The organism is Vibrio gazogenes (genome assembly GCF_023920225.1).
Lineage (GTDB): Bacteria > Pseudomonadota > Gammaproteobacteria > Enterobacterales > Vibrionaceae > Vibrio > Vibrio gazogenes.
This window is the reverse complement of the sequence record NZ_CP092587.1, coordinates 3,202,701-3,222,266: the sequence shown is the minus strand read 5'-3', so window position 1 is coordinate 3,222,266 and position 19,566 is coordinate 3,202,701. Positions and strand designations below refer to the sequence as shown.

At 47.8% G+C, this 19,566-nt stretch carries 14 protein-coding genes; 3 read left to right on the top strand and 11 right to left on the bottom strand.

Annotation, left to right across the window (positions count from 1 at the left end; translation table 11 throughout):
- Positions 1-93: 93 nt before the first annotated feature.
- The 9 genes from fis to MKS89_RS14260 all read right to left on the bottom strand — a co-directional run bounded on the left by fis (position 94) and on the right by MKS89_RS14260 (position 10,166).
- Positions 94-390 carry a DNA-binding transcriptional regulator Fis gene (fis, locus tag MKS89_RS14300; RefSeq protein WP_021021668.1) on the bottom strand — a complete coding sequence of 99 codons (297 nt, stop codon included), beginning with the start codon at positions 388-390 and terminating at the stop codon, positions 94-96.
- A 25-nt stretch (positions 391-415) separates the two neighbouring features.
- A complete protein-coding gene (dusB, locus tag MKS89_RS14295; protein WP_205409116.1) occupies positions 416-1,336 on the bottom strand; it encodes a tRNA dihydrouridine synthase DusB in 921 nt (306 codons plus the stop codon).
- Positions 1,337-1,527: 191 nt separating this feature from the next.
- Positions 1,528-2,412, bottom strand: coding sequence for a 50S ribosomal protein L11 methyltransferase (gene prmA, locus MKS89_RS14290; RefSeq protein ID WP_072962386.1), 885 nt, complete (start codon positions 2,410-2,412; stop codon positions 1,528-1,530).
- Positions 2,413-2,552: 140 nt separating this feature from the next.
- Complete coding sequence (gene accC / locus MKS89_RS14285; RefSeq protein ID WP_072962387.1) at positions 2,553-3,899, bottom strand: acetyl-CoA carboxylase biotin carboxylase subunit; 1,347 nt, start codon at positions 3,897-3,899, stop codon at positions 2,553-2,555.
- A gap of 14 nt (positions 3,900-3,913) precedes the next feature.
- Positions 3,914-4,375 (bottom strand): acetyl-CoA carboxylase biotin carboxyl carrier protein, encoded by a 462-nt coding sequence (gene accB, locus MKS89_RS14280; RefSeq protein ID WP_072962390.1) that lies wholly within the window; start codon positions 4,373-4,375, stop codon positions 3,914-3,916.
- 62 nt (positions 4,376-4,437) lie between these two features.
- Positions 4,438-4,887 (bottom strand): type II 3-dehydroquinate dehydratase, encoded by a 450-nt coding sequence (gene aroQ / locus MKS89_RS14275; protein WP_072962392.1) that lies wholly within the window; start codon positions 4,885-4,887, stop codon positions 4,438-4,440.
- Between the two features lie 585 nt (positions 4,888-5,472).
- Positions 5,473-7,422, bottom strand: coding sequence for an acetate--CoA ligase (gene acs / locus MKS89_RS14270; protein ID WP_072962394.1), 1,950 nt, complete (start codon positions 7,420-7,422; stop codon positions 5,473-5,475).
- A gap of 295 nt (positions 7,423-7,717) precedes the next feature.
- On the bottom strand, positions 7,718-8,341 hold the full coding sequence (locus MKS89_RS14265) for a 3'-5' exonuclease (RefSeq protein ID WP_072962396.1): 624 nt from the start codon (positions 8,339-8,341) through the stop codon (positions 7,718-7,720).
- Positions 8,342-8,345: 4 nt separating this feature from the next.
- Positions 8,346-10,166: a DUF294 nucleotidyltransferase-like domain-containing protein gene (locus MKS89_RS14260; RefSeq protein ID WP_072962398.1), complete on the bottom strand. Its 1,821-nt coding sequence runs from the start codon at positions 10,164-10,166 to the stop codon at positions 8,346-8,348.
- Positions 10,167-10,444: 278 nt separating this feature from the next.
- Here MKS89_RS14260 and MKS89_RS14255 point away from each other — a divergent pair, with 278 nt between their 5' ends.
- Entirely contained in the window at positions 10,445-11,626 is a 1,182-nt protein-coding gene (locus MKS89_RS14255) for a 3-phenylpropionate MFS transporter (protein ID WP_072962401.1), read from the top strand.
- Between the two features lie 122 nt (positions 11,627-11,748).
- Here the strand turns inward: MKS89_RS14255 and MKS89_RS14250 are convergent, their stop codons facing one another.
- Together MKS89_RS14250 and MKS89_RS14245 are read right to left on the bottom strand one after the other, a co-directional pair.
- Entirely contained in the window at positions 11,749-13,077 is a 1,329-nt protein-coding gene (locus MKS89_RS14250) for a 6-phospho-alpha-glucosidase (protein WP_072962403.1), read from the bottom strand.
- A gap of 88 nt (positions 13,078-13,165) precedes the next feature.
- Positions 13,166-14,722 (bottom strand): alpha-glucoside-specific PTS transporter subunit IIBC, encoded by a 1,557-nt coding sequence (locus MKS89_RS14245; protein WP_072962405.1) that lies wholly within the window; start codon positions 14,720-14,722, stop codon positions 13,166-13,168.
- Between the two features lie 482 nt (positions 14,723-15,204).
- Between MKS89_RS14245 and MKS89_RS14240 the strand changes: the two genes are divergently transcribed.
- Both MKS89_RS14240 and MKS89_RS14235 read left to right on the top strand, forming a co-directional pair.
- Positions 15,205-15,849, top strand: a complete 645-nt coding sequence (locus MKS89_RS14240) for a GntR family transcriptional regulator (RefSeq protein WP_131814941.1) — start codon at positions 15,205-15,207, stop codon at positions 15,847-15,849.
- Between the two features lie 172 nt (positions 15,850-16,021).
- Entirely contained in the window at positions 16,022-19,501 is a 3,480-nt protein-coding gene (locus MKS89_RS14235; RefSeq protein ID WP_072962410.1) for a PAS-domain containing protein, read from the top strand.
- The last annotated feature ends 65 nt before the right edge of the window (positions 19,502-19,566 follow it).

The following is a 19,566-nucleotide window of genomic DNA, read 5'->3' as shown; positions in this document are numbered from 1 at the left end:
AAGATAAAAATGATTGTGTGTAGCAAAAAAGAAAAAAGCCTAAGCAATTTTTATTGTTTAGGCTTTTAAATTCAATAGCTTATATGAGAGCTATTAGTTCATGCCGTACTTTTTCAGTTTCTTGCGAAGTGTTCCGCGGTTGATACCCATCATGGTTGCTGCGCGAGTTTGGTTACCGCGAGTGTACTGCATGATCGTATCGAGCAGCGGCTGCTCAACTTCAGCTAGAACTAATTCGTATAATTCACTTACTTCTTGGCCATTTAACTGGGAAAGATAGTTTTTAAGAGATGCTTTAACGGAATCACGCAGAGGCTTCTGGGTGATTTGGTCTTGTGAAGTAACGGTAGTAACGGTTAAAGCTTCTGAAGTCAGATTTTGTTCGAACATATTCGGTCTAGCTCTTCTCTTAATTTTATGATGCAACGTTATCAAAATAACCTTCGAGTGCTTCCAGTTGCAGCGGGGCTGCTTCTATGGCATTGAAGGTCCGTCGAAACCCACTTGCCTGTTCATGTTCTTTGAGATACCACCCCACATGTTTACGTGCGATACGTGGCCCCAGATACGCTCCGTAAAATTGATGGAGCGCTTGTACATGACCAAGCAAAATGCTTTTGACTTCCTGAACCGGAAGCGCGGGCATTGTTGTGCCGGTTTCCAAAAAATGTTGGATTTCCTGAAAAATCCATGGTCGTCCTTGTGCCGGGCGACCAATCATTAATGCGTCAGCGCCGGTGTATTCCAGTACATATTTGGCCTTTTCCGGACTATCGATGTCACCATTGGCAATCACCGGAATCGAGATGGCCTGTTTGACCGCTCTAATGCTGTCATATTCTGCCATACCGCGATAAAGGCAGGCTCTGGTTCTTCCGTGAAGCGCGAGTGCCTGAATGCCGCAGTCTTCGGCCAGCTTTGCGATGTGAATACAGTTCTTATGCGCTGTATCCCAACCGGTTCGTGTTTTTAGCGTCACAGGCACACGAACAGCCTGAACTACCGTTGTGAGGATATCCTCAATGAGATCTGGGTAGCGTAACAGGGCGGAACCTGCCAACTTCTTATTCACTTTCTTTGCCGGGCAACCCATGTTGATATCGATGATTTGCGCACCGTTCTCAACGCTGAATTGCGCAGCTTCTGCCATTAACTGCGGATCGGAACCTGCGATCTGAACCGAACGAATCCCTGACTCGCCCTCATGGACCATCCGCTGTTTCGACTTTGACGTTTTCCACAATGCCGGATTGGATGACATCATTTCACTGACAGCCATGCCAGCACCATAGCGAAGACATAACTCACGAAAAGGTCTGTCGGTGACACCAGCCATCGGGGCAACGATCAGACTGTTCTTGAGTTGGTGGTTTCCGATTTTTAACACGTCATTACAGTTATAAGGCAGCAAGGGCGCGCATTTTACGCATTTTTTCGCGGTGTGAAAAGACTAATATTTGAGCATTTACAATTTGTTTTTATAAATTGCCGATTTTTCAGTCAATTAGTCAGTCACATTCGTTGTGGTTATTTCTTTTGACCAGAAATCCGACACCATTCGTTGTTTTCAATAATGGGCTCGATATCAAACTGGTTGCGATAGAAACTGGCAACTTCTTCAGCCTGGGTCTCTAACACGCCTGACATTGCCAGTTGTCCACCGGGACGAACCAGAGACTGAATGACCGGAGCAAGCTCTTTGAGCGGGCCGGCCAGAATGTTTGCCACTACAATATCGGCACTGAGGTTGTCGGGCTGATTTTGCGGCAGGTAAACCGCGAGCTGGTTTTCTACGCCATTGCGCTGGGCGTTGTCTTTGGAAGCGAGTAAGGCTTGTGGATCAATATCGACACCAATCACTTGCTTGGCACCCAACTTAATTGCTGCAATCGCCAGAATGCCAGAGCCGCACCCGAAATCAATTACGGTTTTGCCGCTGAGATCCAGCCCTTCGAGCCATTCTAAACATAAGGCTGTTGTCGGATGTGTGCCGGTGCCGAATGCCAAGCCGGGATCCAGCATCACATTGACAGCGTCCGGGTCGGGAATCTCTTTCCAGCTAGGACAAATCCACAGGCGATTGCCAAATTTCATCGGGTGGAAATTATCCATCCATTCCCGTTCCCAGTCTTTATCTTCAATCTGTTCGACTTTATAAGAGAAGTCCGCAGGCAGAAGTTGGCTGGCCTTGATTTGTGCAACGATGGTATCGGTATCTGCTTCTGCGTCATATAACGCGAGCACATCGGTATCTCCCCAAAGGCGAGTTTCTCCCGGAAGGGGTTCAAAGACTGGTGTGTCTTTCGCGTCAAGAAATGTGACGGATAACGCGCCTGTGTCTTCCATCAACATATCACCGATTGTTTCGGCATTATCGTTGTTGGCATTGAGTTTAATTTGAATCCAAGGCATGTGATTGACTCTTTCCGTGGGTTGAATGGCCGAGAGTGTAGCAGATATTCATTTTTTGAATAGGGCTTGTCTTGAACAAAAAAGTTGAACAAAAAAACCTCCCCGAAGGGAGGCTTAACATTTTGTTCAGCTACTGCGGATTATTGGTCGATACCGAGTTTTTTCTCCAGATAGTGGATGTTGGCACCACCATGCTGGAAGTTTTCATCGTTCATGATTTTCAACTGGAGCGGGATGTTGGTTTTGATCCCTTCAACAATCATTTCGTTGAGGGCATTCTTCATCCGCGCGATTGCAACATCACGGTTTTCACCGTAGGCGATCAGTTTACCAATCATCGAATCATAGTACGCTGGCACGGTATAACCGGAGTAGATATGAGATTCCCAACGAATGCCCATCCCACCGGCAGCGTGGAAGCGTTCAATTTTACCCGGTGACGGGAGAAAACGCTCCGGATCCTCGGCATTGATACGACACTCAATCGCATGGCCGCGCAGTTTGATATCATCCTGTGTGAATGACAGCGGCTGACCTGCCGCAACGCGAAGTTGCTCTTTGATCAGATCCACACCGGTGACCATTTCTGTAACCGGGTGTTCGACCTGAATCCGGGTGTTCATTTCAATGAAATAGAACTCGCCGTTTTCATAGAGGAATTCAAATGTACCCGCACCCCGGTAGCCGATTTCAACACAGGCGCGTGTACAGCGTTCACCGATGTATTTACGCATTTCTTCGGTAATACCCGGTGCCGGTGCTTCTTCAACAACTTTCTGGTGACGACGTTGCATTGAACAGTCACGCTCGCCCAAGTGGATCGCACCACCCTGACCGTCGGCAATAACCTGAACTTCAACGTGACGTGGGTTCTCCAGGAATTTCTCCATGTAAACCATATCGTTGTTGAATGCTGCTTTGGATTCGGTACGAGTCATGATGATGGACTGAATGAGTTCTGCTTCACTGCGAACTACACGCATACCACGACCGCCACCGCCACCGGATGCCTTAATAATTACCGGATAACCGATACGCTTCGCGATAGATTTATTTTTCTCGACATCGTCTCCGAGCGGGCCGTCTGAACCCGGTACACAAGGCACGCCAGCTTTCTTCATCGAGGCGATCGCGGAAACTTTATCCCCCATCAGGCGGATGGTTTCTGCTTTCGGACCGACGAAAATGAAGCCTGATTTTTCAACTTGCTCAGCAAAATCTGCATTTTCAGACAGGAAGCCGTAGCCCGGGTGAATCGCAACTGCTCCCGTGATTTCTGCTGCTGAGATAATGCGTGGAATATTTAAGTAGCTATCAATACTACGTGCAGGTCCAATACAGATGGATTCATCAGCAAGTAAGACATGTTTGAGGTCTCGGTCTGCTGTGGAATGGACAGCGACCGTTTTGATCCCTAGCTCTTTACAGGCGCGAAGAATACGGAGTGCAATTTCACCCCGGTTCGCGATGACAATTTTATCTAGCATCAATTTGACCTCAATTATTCGATGATAACAAGAGGCTGATCGAACTCAACTGGCTGACCGTTTTCAGCGAGAATTGCTTTGACGACACCTGATTTGTCAGATTCGATTTGGTTCATCATTTTCATGGCTTCAACAATACATAGTGGATCGCCGACACTCACTTTCTGACCAACTTTTACGAATGGTGCTGCATCTGGGCTCGGAGAGCTATAGAAAGTACCGACCATTGGAGAAAGCACTTGATGACCGGTTGGTTGTGGTGCTTCTGCCGGTGCGCTGACAGCTTCTGCTGCGGGTGCCGCAGGGGCTGCGACTGGCGCAGGTGCATATTGGGCTGGCGCATACTGGATGGGTGATGAAGCTGGCGCGCCGTAACGGTTGATGCGTACTGACTCTTCACCTTCAGAAATTTCCAACTCAGCAATGCCCGACTCTTCAACTAATTCGATAAGTTTTTTTATTTTACGAATATCCATTGTCTTTTCTCTTTGATCTTGTGAATAAGACAACCCGAACAACAGCTGCGGGATGTCGAGTGTTATTTTGCCTGCAGTTTGGTAATGGCTGCCGACAACGCAAATTCATAGCCCTGAGCACCTAAACCGCAAATAACACCGTGTGCCTTATCTGATAAATAAGAATGGTGGCGGAAAGGTTCTCGGGCATGAACATTAGAAAGGTGTACCTCAATAAAAGGAATATTGACCCCCAAAAGCGCATCCCGCAGTGCAACACTGGTATGGGTAAATGCGGCAGGGTTGATAATGATGAAGTCAATGTTTTCGTATGCCTGATGAATCGCTTCGATCAGTTCATACTCACGATTCGATTGCAGATGCTCTAGCTCAACACCAGCTTGATCGGCTTGGTAACGGAGTCGGTCAATAATCTGGGGGAGCGTTTGAGATCCGTAATGTGCCGGTTCACGTAGGCCCAGTAAATTCAGGTTAGGACCGTTTAGCACAAGAATACGTAATTTTGTCGTCATTGTGTCGTCATCTTACTCAATAATGAGGTCTTGTTTACATGTTCCCATATTTTAGGTTTTTTCACACAATTTTTTTTCAAGAAAATCAAAAAACGGTGAATTGCTCCTGATTATAGCTAATTCAACACAAATGGCAGCAAATTACTGGTCTAATCACCATTTCGGGTAATGAGAGAGGGAGGGGATCCCAAGTTCTACGTGCTCTGCGGAAAATTGATAACTATATCTTTATCGTCTTATGACCATAAAGATCAGAAATGGTTTTGTGGAAATCACAATAAACTTGGTCCAGCGGTATGGTCCAGCGAAGCGCAGTACAGAAAGGGATGACCGTTAGAAGAAGCTATCCCACTTGATTTTCAATGCAGACGGAATGGTGATTTGACGGCAAAAAGGTGTTGAATTCAGAAATTGTGACATTCGTTCAAATAAGTGAGACTGGGGGAAAGAGCAAAGCAGGGTAGAACAAGACTGGGAAGAATATAGTGCAACCCGATCTGTACTGTTTGAGTTGGCCTTAAAAAATGAAGCCATCGGAGAGATGGCTTCACAGTTCAGGATCATTTATTTGAATTTCAGGTCGTTTTAACTGAGAGCTGCTTTCTCTGCGATCAGCTTATCAACCACACTTGGGTCTGCGAGTGTTGATGTATCGCCCAGATTGCTGGTGTCTCCGTTGGCAATCTTGCGCAGAATTCGGCGCATGATTTTTCCGGAGCGAGTTTTAGGCAGCGCATCGGTCCAGTGCAATACATCCGGTGTGGCGATTGGGCCAATCTCTTTACGCACCCACTCTTTGACTTCTTTATGCAGTTCAGAAGATGGATAGATACCATCATTAAGAGTGATGTAGGCATAAATTGCCTGACCTTTTATATCGTGTGGAATCCCGACGACAGCGGCTTCTGCAATCTTATCGAATGCCACCAGCGCGGATTCGACTTCTGCGGTTCCCATACGGTGACCGGAAACATTGAGGACGTCATCGACACGACCGGTAATCCAGTAATAGTCGTCTTCATCGCGGCGGGCACCGTCACCGGTAAAGTACATGCCTTTGAAAGTGGAGAAATAGGTCTGTTCAAACCGTTCATGATCTCCGTATACCGTACGCATTTGGCCGGGCCAAGAGTCGAGAATCACCAGATTCCCTTCTGCTGCCCCGTCAATGAGATTGCCCACGTTATCGACCAAGGCGGGTTGGACACCGAAGAATGGCCGCGTGGCTGAGCCGGGTTTCAACGCAGTTGCTCCGGGAAGCGGTGTGATCAGAATACCGCCCGTTTCTGTTTGCCACCATGTATCGACAATCGGGGATTTTTCATTACCAATCGTCCGGTAATACCATTCCCACGCTTCCGGATTGATCGGTTCACCGACCGATCCCATGATGCGTAAACTGTCTCGTGAGGTACCGTCGATGGCTTCATTGCCTTTTGCCATCAGTGCCCGGATTGCCGTCGGTGCAGTATAGAGAATATTCACTTGATGCTTATCGACTACCTGACTCATTCGGTTGGTATTCGGATAGTTCGGGACACCTTCAAACAGAATGGTTTTCGCGCCATTGGCAAGCGGGCTGTAAACCAGATAGGTGTGACCGGTGATCCAGCCGACATCCGCGGTACACCAGAAGACTTCTCCGGGCTGGTAGTCGAAAACATACTTGAAGGTCATGGCGGCATAAACCAGATAACCCCCGGTTGTATGTAAAACACCTTTGGGTTTACCTGTGGAACCGGACGTGTACAGGATGAACAGTGGATCTTCTGCTTTCATAGGTTCTGCCGGGCAGTGATCCGATGCTTTAGACGTCGACTCGTGCCACCAGACATCCCGGTGATCATGCCAGTCGATACTGCCACCCGTGCGTTTTAGTACTACCACTTTACTGATAGTTTTGATTTCAGGATTGGTCAGGGCTTCATCGACATTTTTCTTCAGTGGTACTGCTCGTCCGCCCCGGACACCCTCATCTGCGGTAATGACTATTTTGGCGTCGGAGTCGATGATGCGTCCTGCGAGTGCTTCCGGGGAGAAACCCCCGAAAACCACGGTATGGACTGCACCGATCCGGGTACAAGCCAGCATGGCAACCGCGGCTTCCGGCACCATTGGCATATAAAGACAAACAACGTCGCCCTTCCGCACCCCCTGATCTTTCAGAACATTGGCAAAGCGGCAGACGTCTTGATGGAGTTGGTTGAAGGTTAACGTTTTATCTTCATTCGGGTTATCACCTTCCCAGATAATTGCCACGTCATCACCGTGCGCCGCGAGGTGGCGGTCAATACAGTTGGCAGAAACGTTCAGCGTCCCATCTTCAAACCAGCGGATGTCCACGTGGCCGGTATCAAATGAGGTTTGCTTTACTTTGGTGTAAGGGGTTATCCAGTCGACGATTTGCCCGTGTTCTTTCCAAAATCCCTCTGGGTCGCTAACTGAGCGTTGGTACATTGATAAGTAAGTGTCGTTATCCGCGTGGGTATGTTCTTTAATATTGTTCTTAACCGGATAAACATGAACATCACTCATAGCTTCTTCTCCTTTTGAATGCAGGGACCGCTCCGGTTCATCATGATTGATTTGGACTTGTAATAAATATTTCCGGAGGATCTGAAATTCTTGTACCCAAATGAACTCGAACTCACCCGATTGGCGTGCTTTGAGGTTACCTAGGTGTAATAACTCTTGTTCAGATAGGGGAATTGCACAATTAGACTTTAGGCTAAATGAGATCTGTGAGTAAAAAAATCATTGTGATTCAAGGTGTCACAAGTGTCGGGAACACGGTTTGTTGTGAGTGGTTCCTCGCAGAAAATGACCGCGTTCAAGCTGAAGAGAAGGTGGGCAGATCGCCTTGAGTCAAACGCACAAATACCAACGCCGCAGAGAGCGCATCTTGTAAAGCATCATGTTTGTTTTGCAACGGCAGATCCAAATGACGGCAAATGGCTTCCAGACTGAGATCGCAATAGGCATTCGGTAGCATTCTTTCCAGTTGTTCATGGTAGAGTTGGCTCACTTCAATCAGGCGGTTCGGTAGCGGAAAGCCCAGATGTTTACGGCAGGCGATATCGAGAATGGTTTTATCATAGCGAATGTGATAACCCACCAGCGGCCGGTTACCGATAAAATCCAATAACTGGATCAGAGCTTCGGCTTCAGTGAGGCCATCACTGAGATCCTGATGGCGGATCTGGTGAATGCGAACTGAATCTGCATTCAATGTTCTGGGGGCGCACAGCTTCACTTCAAATGACTGACTGGTCAGAATCCGATTGCCGATAATTTTTGTGGCGGCAATTGAAACCAGCTCTGCCTGTTGCGGATTGAGGCTGGTTGTTTCGCAATCCAGTGAGACGACTTCCTGATGCTCCGGTGGTAAGAACAGGCACCGATAAGCGGAATCTTTGAGTTTGTAGTACCAGTATCGGCGTGAGATTCGGTTCATGGGCTTAGTCTCTAATCTGGTAGTGATATGATAACCATTGCTTGAATTTTTTGACGATATGCAAGCTATGACGCAATAAGTCCCGTTCCGTGCTGTCGAGTAATTTAATGTCCAAATGATTATGGCGTTCCGGTTGTTGCAGCTGTTGTATGAGCCGGAGCTTAAAGAAGAGTTTGAGCGCTTCACTCAGATTGTCTGCGGTTTGTTGTTCCAGCACGCGTTTTTGAGTGAGTGCTTCGATACGCTTGAACGTGTTTTGTTCTGTTATCCGGTATTCCAGACTCAGCGCCCGGATACCATGGACAATCGGGAAAATACCGCCTTGTTTGATATCCAGCCCTGATTTGGAGGATTTCACATTACCGAATAATGTCAGCGGCAGGGAGAAATTCAGTGCAGGGCGAGTGAAAGCTGACAGGATCAACTCTTGATCAGCCATCAGCCCGGAGAGGTGGTCTCGCACGGAATATAACAGCGACCGATTACCAGCGACGGCGTGAGCATCCGCCATAATGGCGATATTCATGATTTGTTCTGGTTTGGCTTGCTCGACCCATTGTGAGAGTGTTGTTTGCCAGTTTCGCTGGGATCTCACCCAGTGTGGATTGTTGACCATCACTTTGCCCGGGCAGACCGGATAACCGAGTTGTATCAGGGTATGTGTCAGTTTATCCATCACATGCTGGCAATCCGGCCAGGCTGTCCCATCTTTGATGATTAATGCATTGTCCTGATCCGTTTTGAGAATTTGTTCTCCGCGTCCTTCTGAGCCTAAGACCAGCAGGCAGCATTGCTGTTGCATCACCGGCGGTACGATGAGTTCAAAGGCTTTCTCGATGATCTGTTCATTGACTGCGGCAATCAGCTCCATCATAAAACGGGTTCTGATGCCGTTGCCGACGAGGTTTTCGACTAATTTGTGTTGTTGATTGGAAGCAATGGTCAGCTCTTCAATGCTGGATGCTCTGGCAATGCTCAGTGTCAGTACGTGGGAGTGGGTGGAAAAGGTACTGAGAATTTGGGTCATATCCAACATGCCAACGGCTTGGTTGCCGTCACATACCATGATCCGTTTGATCCGGTTACGGATCATCATCACCATCGCATTAAATAGAAACTCACCATCATTCACCTGAAAGACCGGGAAGGTGGCGATTTGACCGACCGGTGTGTTGACCGGTCGCATATCTAATGCCAAAGCATGGAGCATGTCCGTTCGGGTAACAATGGCATACGGATGCGTTGTCTGCGTGAATCGTGCGTCGTTTGCCGATAACTGTACCAATGCGGCATCGCAGTTGTTGTCTTTCAGCAACCCTGTGACATCCGCGATAGTTTGCTCCGGGGTGACGATGATTGGTGGATGATAAATCTCCCGATCCACTTTGGTCAGAATGAACTCTGCGAGGTTCTGCTGCTGTTGTGCATTTTCGAGCAGCGCCTGACGGGTGGCGAGGTTACTATCAAAATAAGCCGCAAATTGTCCGTTCTGATGATAAAAATCCAGAAAAACCGATTTGGGCAATTGATAGGCCAGCGTATCTTCCAGTGCGACATATTGATGTTTGACCGTTCCGTCAAGCAGGGAACGAACATCGAAAATATCTTCGCTCGCATAGTGAGCAAAGACTTCCTGACCATCTTCTGAGCGTTCTTCAACCACACCTTTGATGAGAATGTGCAGATATTGTCCACTCTCACCGCGATGCAACAATGTGTCCCTCGACCGAAAATAAGCGACATCCAGCGCGGAGAGAAGCTGCTGCTGTTGTGCTGCGGTCAGGCGATCAAATGGGGGTGACTGAAGATTGAATTTATCTGGCATAGCAACCTTTCTGGTCGAGGGCATCTGATTTAATTTTGGCTGAAATCTGATTTGCCTCCAGACGACTTTGGTCTAATGCCAGCAACGATGGCTCAAGTGGTATGAATTCAAAGAGAAGAAATATAACGTTTGCAACGCATCAGTGTCAGGATGAGTCATTATCGGGAAAACATAAGAGATAGAGGAAACATTGTGTTGAGTAATATTCCCTTTTCCTGATATGGCATTCAAAGCATAATACATCCGTCATCCGTCGCTTTTTGCATCAGTAGGTTGTTATGCTCAGTATTTCTCCGTTCCGTTGGATCTCTCAGTATTATTTCGGTTTTTTCTTTGTCTATGGCATCTATACGCCATTTTGGGCGTTGTGGCTCAAAAGTGAAGGCGTCGCATCAACCGATATCGGACTGATTATGGGACTCGCGTTCGGTACCCGCTGTCTGGCGAATTTACTGGTGACGCCGAGAGTCCACCGCGCTGAATGGTATGTGCCGATGCTGAGAGTGTTGACTCTGCTGGCGATTGGGTTCATTGCCGTGCATATTTTTGCCGTGGCGCATCTGATCTGGATTGCGCTGGCAACCATCCTGTTTAATTCCTGCTTTGGGCCGATTATTCCGCTTTCGGACACGCTGGCAAACTACTACACCAAGATGAAAATGCTCGATTACGGCCGGACTCGGTTGTGGGGGTCGGTTGCATTCATTGTCGGTTCGCTGGTAGTTGGCTGGATTGTTGCGCATTGGGGGAATGACTGGATTCTGTATACAGCGTTATTGGGCATGAGTGTGACATTTTTAATCAGTCTGCGCGCGCCAAATCCCAATCCGGTGACGCACACCGAAACACAAGTGGTGCGCCCTAAACTGATCGACATGCTGAAAGACAAGCAAGTGATTAAGTTTTTAGTGCTGGTTTCTCTGATTCAGGGGAGTCACGCGGCTTATTACAGTTTCAGTTCCGTGTATTGGAAATCGGTCGGACATTCAGAAGAAATCATTGGTTATCTGTGGAGTTTGGGTGTCATTGCGGAGATCTGTATTTTTGCGCTCAGTCGCCGCCTGTTCGGTTCGTGGTCGATCCGGGGGATGTTTTTGCTTTCTTCCTGTGCGGTTGTGGTGCGTTGGAGTTTGACGGCTTTCACCACTGAGCTTGCCGCATTGGTATTTATTCAATTACTCCACAGCCTGACATTTGCGGTCGCACATCTGGCGACCATTCGTTATATCCAACAAGCTGTACCGGAGAGAATGGTTGCATTACAGTCACTGTACAATGCAATTCCTCTGGGGGCGGTGATTGCAACGATGACGGCAATCAGTGGCTGGGGATTTGAAAGCTGGGGCGCTAACATTTTCTGGGGAATGGCGCTGATGGGCGTTGCGGCGCTTTTTGTGCGGCTGGAGCCACGTTATTCTGTGCGGGAGCATCATTTAAATTCTGCGCCCGGGCAGGGGTAAGGAAAGTCTCTTTACGTCATGTAAAGAGACTTTGAACTGCCCGTGAGACGGGCAACGTTCTGGCATAGTTCTAGCCTAGAGAATTTCTAACCTAAAAAGCCATTCACCACGTTGCACCGGGGTTATTTTAGTGTCGGCCAGAAGTTTTTATTGGCTTCAATCAGGTCGTCTAAAATGGCCTTGGCAACGGAAGCACTCGGGACGGTTTTCGAGAGCGTAATGGCTTGCCACAGTTTCTGATAGGATTTTTCGATCCAAGCTTCAACGACCAGTTTTTCGACGGCAACCTGTTGGCTCATCATGCCGTGTTGGAATGTTGGTATTGCCCCGACCCGCAACGGTTCCGGTCCGTTACTGCCGACCAGACAAGGAATTTCAACCATCGCATCGGTATTGAAGTTTTCAATTGAACCTTGGTTTTCGACGATCAATAACATCCGTTCTTTGGTGTTAAAGGCTATCGCCCTTGCCAAGTCAACAATATAAGATGCGTGCTCATCGACTTCTAACGCACATCCTGCGCCAGTTTTTTGCTCAATCACCTTACGACATTCGCCGAAGACATGTTTTTCTCTGCCTTCCATCACTTCATTGGCCCGGGTGTGTGTTGGATCGGAATGAGCAACAACCTCATCCGGGAATAGATAATATTTCAGGTAAGTGTTCGGCAACGTTTCCGTGTCGAGTGCATACACATCTTTGGCCTTGGCAAAGGTATCATTCCAACTGGCTTCAACATGTTGACCGGCCTCCGGTGTCGGTGGCACATAACCATGCTGGGCGACATAAGCTTTGAGCTGCGGCATTAAGTCTTCCCCTTGCTTATTGGTAATCGTTTTCCACCAGCCGAAGTGATTGAGCCCGTAGTACATCACATCGAAATCTTTACGGGACGAGTAACCCAGAATATTGGCCATCCGATTCTCGATGCCGATCGGCATATCACAGATATTAAGAATTTTACTCTGAGGGCAGAGTGCCCGGGTTGCTTCCGCCACAATCGCCGCCGGATTGGAGTAGTTCAGCATCCATGCATCCGGTGAGTATTGTTCCATATATTTGACCAGTTCGAGCACGCCCCCGATAGAACGCATGCCATAAGCGATGCCACCCGGTCCGCAGGTCTCTTGACCGAGTACGCCATGTCGCAGCGGAATTTTCTCATCCAGTTCACGCATCGGATATTTGCCGACGCGAATATGTGCCATGACAAAGTCAACGTCGGTAAATGCGGTTTGTGGATCTGTGGTATAGGAAAAGTCGATTTGCGGTGCTTTCTCTTTCAATAAAATTTTACAGGCTTCAGCAACGGCTTCTTGTCGGGCTCCGTCATTGTCATAAAAGGCCAGACGACGAATCGGGAAGCGGTCGATGTTCTCCAGAAGCATCAGTACGATGCCGGGAGTAAAGGTGCTTCCGCCACCGGCAATGACGATTGAAAACTGTTTCATGTTGATCTCCTTTGGGTCATATTTTTATGGGCTTTAAATGTGTTTGTTCATGTCTTGTTGAAGCGGCGATTTTTGCAAGCTGCGTGTTTCAGATATGAAGTAGCCCCTCACACTCTTCTCTGACTTGGGGCACGCTGAGCCCGATAATAATTTGTATGGCTTTGCCGTTGCGGACGACACCGTGTGCTCCCATATCTTTGAAGATTTGATCGTCGACAAGCCGCATCGGATCGATGACCGTCACCCGCAGACGTGTGGCACAGTTATTGAGTTGTTCGATATTTGTTTGCCCGCCCAGTGCCTCGATAAGGCGACTGGCAAGGCTGTCGGCCGGATGTGTTTCGCCACTGGTTTTCGCTTTGTAATCCGATTTTTTGTACAGCTTCACTTCACTGTTTCTGCCGGGCGTTTTCAGGTCGAACCGGATGATCAGCATTTTGAACAGGAAGAAATAGATAACGGTAAAACAGAGCCCGACCGATATCTGGGTCAACATGACGTAAGCATGATGGTTGTACATCGGGAGCCAATTTTGTGAGACGATTTCGATCAGCCCGCCGCTCATATTGCCGACAACACCGAGGCTGTACATGATGGCTGACATGGTGGCGGCCAGAATGGCATGAATGACGAACAGAAACGGCGCAATGAATAGGAAAGTAAACTCAAGCGGTTCGGTAATACCGACCAGAATGGATGTTAAGGTGGCAGGAATCAGTAATCCGGCGATTTTGCTTTTATTCTTTGCATCGGCCGTCATGTAAATGGCAAGGGCAATCCCGATTGAACCGAACAGTTTTGAATTACCGTGCAGAGCAAAACCACCGGCGGGGAATAGCGTTTTCAACGGTAATGTTGATTGGCTGAATTCCTGAATGTGTTGTGCCCAGTTCATCATGATACCGTTTTCTACGGCAACCGGGCCGAAGATGAACGGACCGTAGATAAAGTGGTGTAATCCGGTCGGGATCAGGAGACGTTCTAAAAATGTATATAGCCAGACGCCCAGTGTACCGGATGCCAGCATCAGTCCTTGCAGAGAACTGATAGCTGCCTGAATTTTTGGCCAGATGATTAATGTGGCCCACGCACAGGGGAGCATGGTAAAGAACGCAAGAATGGCAATGAATGCGGTTCCTTGAAAAATACCGAGATAATCCGGCAACTGAGTGTCAAAGAAACGGTTATGCAGATATGTCACCAGACCGGCGATAAATATGGCACCGACAATACTGGTATCGAGTGTTTTGATGCCGCCGATCAGGGTCAGGCCGCTGACCCCTCCGGGAGCCTGAGAAAAATCAACACCAAAGTAACTGCCCCAAACCGCTGCCATGGCTGCAATAAAGTAGTTGTAGGTCAGATAGGAGAGAAATACCACGAGGCAGGCCCGGGCATGGGCTTTTTGCGCCAGACCTATCGGCAGGGCAATGGCAAAAATCAGTGGCATGTTACGGAAGATGGTCCATCCACCTTCTTCCAGTATGTTCATCAATTGAAAAAAAGTGCTGTTGGTATCGGCAAGTGATCCCATAAAATCAGGATTTTTGAGTACGATGGACAGCCCCACAATAATCCCTGCAAAAGGGAAGAGGAGGACCGGTGTAAACATCGCTCCACCGAATCGCTGTATTTGACTTAACATGGTTTACCCTTCCAGTATGCTATCGCTGTAAAGTGAAGTATTGGTTCCCTTTATATCCTCTGAATTTGAAGTTTCAGTCTTCACCGAACGAGTGGTGAAGCGATGTGCATCGGGAGACTGGTTGGTCATCCCGCTGAAACATCAATGTTCCGGGAATATATTTTCACGTTGATTTAGATTGTTTTTTGTTTGCCGGCGAGTTCAGAATAGAAATTAATAGTTGAGAATTATCTGTTCAGAGAATTGGAATGTGATATTTATCACTTATAAGTCTGTGGATGTTTTGTATAAGTAAACTCTATTTATTAGACCTATTTAGTTTTTACTTATTTTTAAAATAGGAAATTTATTTTAATTTATTGATATATAATATTTTTATTTGTTTCTGTGAAATAGACAACCAAACAATAATAGGTATAAAAGTGATCTATATATTAATCGCCAATGACTTGAGGAAACGAATTAATTCTGATGAATTTTGTTTGAATCAGCCATTACCGAGAGAAGTGATGCTGGCCGAAGAATATCAGGTTTCCCGGATGACACTCCGGCGTGCAATTGATTGTTTGGTTGAGGATGGATTGATTGAGCGCCGTCACGGTAGCGGAAATTTTGTCATTGATAAAGAGATCGCTCATGAGAATAAAGGGCTGAACAGCCTGACTGAACTGAGTCAGAAAAATAATAAATCGATAGCGAGTCAGGTACTCAGCTTTTCGATGACTCCGGCTCCGGTAAGCGTCGCTCAGCGACTCAAGATTCAACATGGTGAATTGGTCTATTACATTATTCGTGTCCGTTATCTTGATGAGCGGCCGGTGCATTATGAAGAGTCTTATCTCCCGGTTAAGCTCTATCCCACCTTGTCTGTTGCTCATCTGGAAAAATCAAAATTCGATTATATTGAGAAAGAGGCAGGATTCATCATTGAGGGGAACTATTTTACCTTTTTGCCGATTTTAACACCGGCCTCGATTGCCGCTTACCTGAAGGTCGAAGAAGGCACGCCGACAATGCAAGTCACTTCAATCAGTAATGCGCCTGACGGAACCATACTCGACTTTTCCATTACGACTGAAAATATTCACCATTATCAGTCCACCTATTATTTCCGGAGAACCCGGTGAGCAACAAATCTATGCGTATGGGATCTCATTGGCTTACCGCTGCACTGCAATGTGAATCATTTTCGATATAAAATTGTTTTGATTTCAGTGAGTCAGACAATGAAGCCATCTATTCTTTACTTTCTGTCTTCTTTTCTGACTTATTTTCTGTCTTGGCGATAAGGAGCACTTCATGCCGTCATGGATTGTCATTCCGGTTCTGTTTCTTTATTTAGGGCTGCTGTTCTTTATTGCTTGGTACGGTGACAAAAACCTGAATTGGCTGGCACGCTTCCGGCCTTGGATTTATAGCTTATCTATCGGTGTGTATTGTACTTCGTGGACGTTTTACGGCACGGTTGGACAGGCCACCAATCATGCTTGGTCATTCTTACCGATTTATCTCGCACCGATACTTGTCTTTGTCTTTGGCTGGCGGATATTAGCCCGTCTGATGCTCATTGCGAAGCGCGAACATATTACATCTATTGCTGATTTTATCGCAGCACGTTATGGCAAATCTCAAGGACTTGCTGTGGTTGCAACGCTGATTGCGGTCGTTGGTATTCTGCCTTATATCGCCTTGCAACTTCGCGGTGTGACGATGGGCATCCATGTCGTGACGTCAGATTTTCCTTTCCCTGAGCAGTTGACCGAAAGTCACATTTCTTGGGTTGTCGTGTTGGCGCTCGCCGTGTTTACCATTTTATTTGGCACCCGGCATATCGATAATACTGAGCATCACCGCGGTATGATGATGGCGATTGCTTTTGAGTCTTTGGTTAAGCTGGTGGCTTTTCTATGGGTCGGTCTGTTCATCGTCTATATCGGTTGGCATCAGACATCATTCGATCTGGGAGATGTTGTGCGTGAATCGATGGTGGCACCGCATTGGCCGACACTGTTCATTCACCTCGTGTTGACCATTCTGGCCATTATTTGTCTGCCTCGTCAGTTTCATACCATGGTTGTCGAGAATGAAAAACCACAGGATCTCCATATTGCCCGTCGGATATTTCCGGTTTACCTGATTCTGATGGGGCTGTTTGTTCTGCCGATATCATGGGTCGGTTCGGGGATGATGGATGCCAGTTTGTCAGAAACTTTCGTGATTAGTATCCCCAAGGCCGTTGACGCGGATGTAATAGCGATGATTGCGTTTCTGGGAGGAACGTCGGCTGCGACCGGGATGGTCATTGTTTCGACGATTGCGCTAACCATTATGGTTTCCAATGATCTGGTGGTGCCTTTCTTACTCCGCCGGATGCGCTTTTCTCATCAGGGGCATCGTCACTTTTCCCGCTTGTTACTCAGAATCCGCCGCGGATTGATCTTAGTGTTACTGGCTTGTGCTTGGGGATTCTATCGCGTACTGGATGCGGTGCCGTCGCTTTCTGCGATTGGTTTTCTCTCTTTCGCGGCGATTGCCCAGTTTGCACCTGCATTGATTGGCGGGATTTACTGGCGTGACGGCAATAAAAAAGGTGTTTATGTCGGTTTGGCGGTTGGGTTTTCACTTTGGTTGATTACCTTAATGGTTCAGACGCACTTATTGGCCGGAGATGCGCAGTCTAACCCGCTCATTTGGCTGATTAGCCCTCCGGAAGCGATTGCCGGTTTAGGCATATCAAGGTCTGACTGGGGGATGATCCTCAGTGTTGTGCTCAATACGTTCTGTTATTGGAATGTTTCCATCATTACTCGTCCGAGCCTGAGTGAGCGCTTACAGTCAGCCACATTCGTCGGCACGCCATTCCCTGATAACGAAAATATGACGCTATACCAGAGTCGGGTGTCTGTTGCGGAACTGGAAATGCTGGTCGCCCGTTTTGTCGGGCGAGGCAGAATGAAGGCGGCGTTCGAGCAATTCTGGGCGCAGCAGCAGAAGCGCTATTTACCTAATCAGCAGGCCCCAGCGGTACTGATCCGTCATTCAGAGCGGGTATTGGCTGGTGTTTTTGGTGCATCTTCAGCGAAGTTAGTACTTGCTTCTGCATTGCAGGGTAAAAATATGCACCTTGAAGAAGTCGCTGCAATTGTGGATGAAGCATCAGAACTGTATGACTTCAGCCGGAGCCTGCTTCAGGGGGCCATCGAACACATCGGGCAAGGATTGACGGTGGTTGATAGACAGTTGCGTTTGGTGGCTTGGAATCAACGTTATCTGGAGCTGTTCTCTTACCCTTCGGGGTTGATTCAGGTTGGTCGACCGATTGCCGATATTATTCGCCATAATGCACGACAGGGGTTGTGTGGGCCGGGTGATGTTGAAACACATGTTCGCAAGCGGGTCGATCATTTAGAGAAGGGCACCCGGCACACCTCCTCGCGCGTCCGACCGGACGGGAGAGTGATTGAAGTTCAAGGTAATCCGATGCCCGGTGGTGGGTTTGTCATGAGTTTTACCGATATCACCGCGTTCCGTAAGGCTGAAGATGCGCTCAAACAGGCCAATGAGTCGCTGGAAGAGCGAGTGCATCAACGAACTCAGGAGTTGGAAAAACTCAATCGTCAGTTGGTACAGGAGACGCAACGGGCGGAACGGGAATCCCGTTCAAAATCTCGTTTTCTGGCAGCGGTGAGCCATGATTTGATGCAGCCGCTCAATGCCGCTCGGCTATTTGCGTCATCGCTGTCGGAAATCGCCCAAGAAGCGGAAGTGCAACGCCTCTCTGCACATATAGAAAGCGCATTGGGGGCAGCAGAGGAATTGATCGGGGATTTGCTGGATATTTCCCGACTCGAATCCGGGAAGTTGGATATCAATATCCACAGCTTCGCCATTCATGATGTGTTGGTGAATTTGAATGCTGAATTTCATGCAATTGCCAAACAACAAGGGATCGATTTTACGCTGGTGCCTTCGTCGGTGGTGGTCAAGTCAGATCCGAAGTTACTCCGACGGATTGTTCAGAATTTCCTGACCAATGCGTTTCGCTATGCCCCTCATGGGAAAGTCGTGCTTGGTATTCGTCATGTTGGCGCGCAAATCCGGATTGAAGTCTGGGACAACGGGATCGGGATTGAGCCAGATAAGCAGCATGAAATTTTTGAAGAGTTTAATCGTGGCGGGCAAGTTCGTTCTGAGCAGGGGCTTGGGCTTGGGTTGGCCATATCAAAAGGGATTGCCTATGTGTTGGAGCATGAAATCTCAATGCGTTCCTGGCCCGGTCATGGCAGTGTGTTTTCGTTATCACTACAACGTTCTCATCCCCGGGACGTTGCCGATAAAGTTGCTCCAGCCGTGAATGACGTGACGGATTTGTCGCAAATTAAAGTGCTATGTGTGGATAATGAAGTCGATATTTTGATTGGGATGTCTGATCTGTTATCGCGTTGGGGGTGTGATATTCGCACCTCAACTAATCTGGTCGAGAGCTTGAGAGCACTGGATGGTGGGTGGATACCGGATGTCATTTTGTCCGATTATCGGTTAGAGCTGGGGCGGACAGGACTGGAAGTTTTGCAACAGTGCCGTTTACGTCTGGGAAATCAGTTTGAAGGGATTATTATCAGTGCCGATCGGACGCAAGAGATGATGGATGCGATTCAATCAAACGGATTTAGTTTTTTACCGAAACCGGTCAAGCCTTTGAAATTACGAGCGGTACTCAATCGTGTGCGACAGCAAACCCGTGCTCGTCAAGGTTACGATACGACAAACGAGGATTGAGGACGCAGACGGACGGTTGATGTTGCATGTCAGATTTTGTGTCGATGAGTGTGGCGCAGAAGTAA